Origin of the sequence: Paenibacillus periandrae (assembly GCF_022458865.1) — a bacterium.
Classification (GTDB): domain Bacteria; phylum Bacillota; class Bacilli; order Paenibacillales; family NBRC-103111; genus Paenibacillus_S; species Paenibacillus_S periandrae.
In genome coordinates this window covers 1-345 of sequence record NZ_JAJNMU010000159.1, presented here as the reverse complement: position 1 = coordinate 345, position 345 = coordinate 1, and the positions used below count along the sequence as shown (strand labels likewise).

Annotated in this window: 1 pseudogene; it reads left to right on the top strand. The window is 45.8% G+C overall.

From position 1 onward, the window contains the following. Positions 1–44 precede the first annotated feature (44 nt). Positions 45–345: pseudogene (locus tag LRL21_RS45045) on the top strand (hypothetical protein); the annotation flags it as partial.

Sequence of the window (345 nt, the reverse complement as noted above, 5' to 3'; positions counted from 1 at the left end):
ACAAGCAAGGAATCGATTTCTGTAGCAGAAACAAGACCAGCTTGGTGAGTAGCGGTAAAGGTGGTGAAACACCAATGAAACCGAAACGACGATACTACTCCCTGATCGATAAAGTGTACCAAATGAATAACTTGTGCGAAGCATGGCTATCTGTGAAGAAGAACCAAGGAAGCGGCGGAATCGATGGCGTAAGCATGGCCATGTTTGAGAATAACGTGAGCATGAATCTAAGAGAACTCCAAAGGTTACTGCAACAGGGACGATACAAACCCGATCCTGTGCGACGACATTTCATCGAGAAGGAAAACGGAAAGTTAAGGCCGTTAGGTATTCCCACTATCCGAG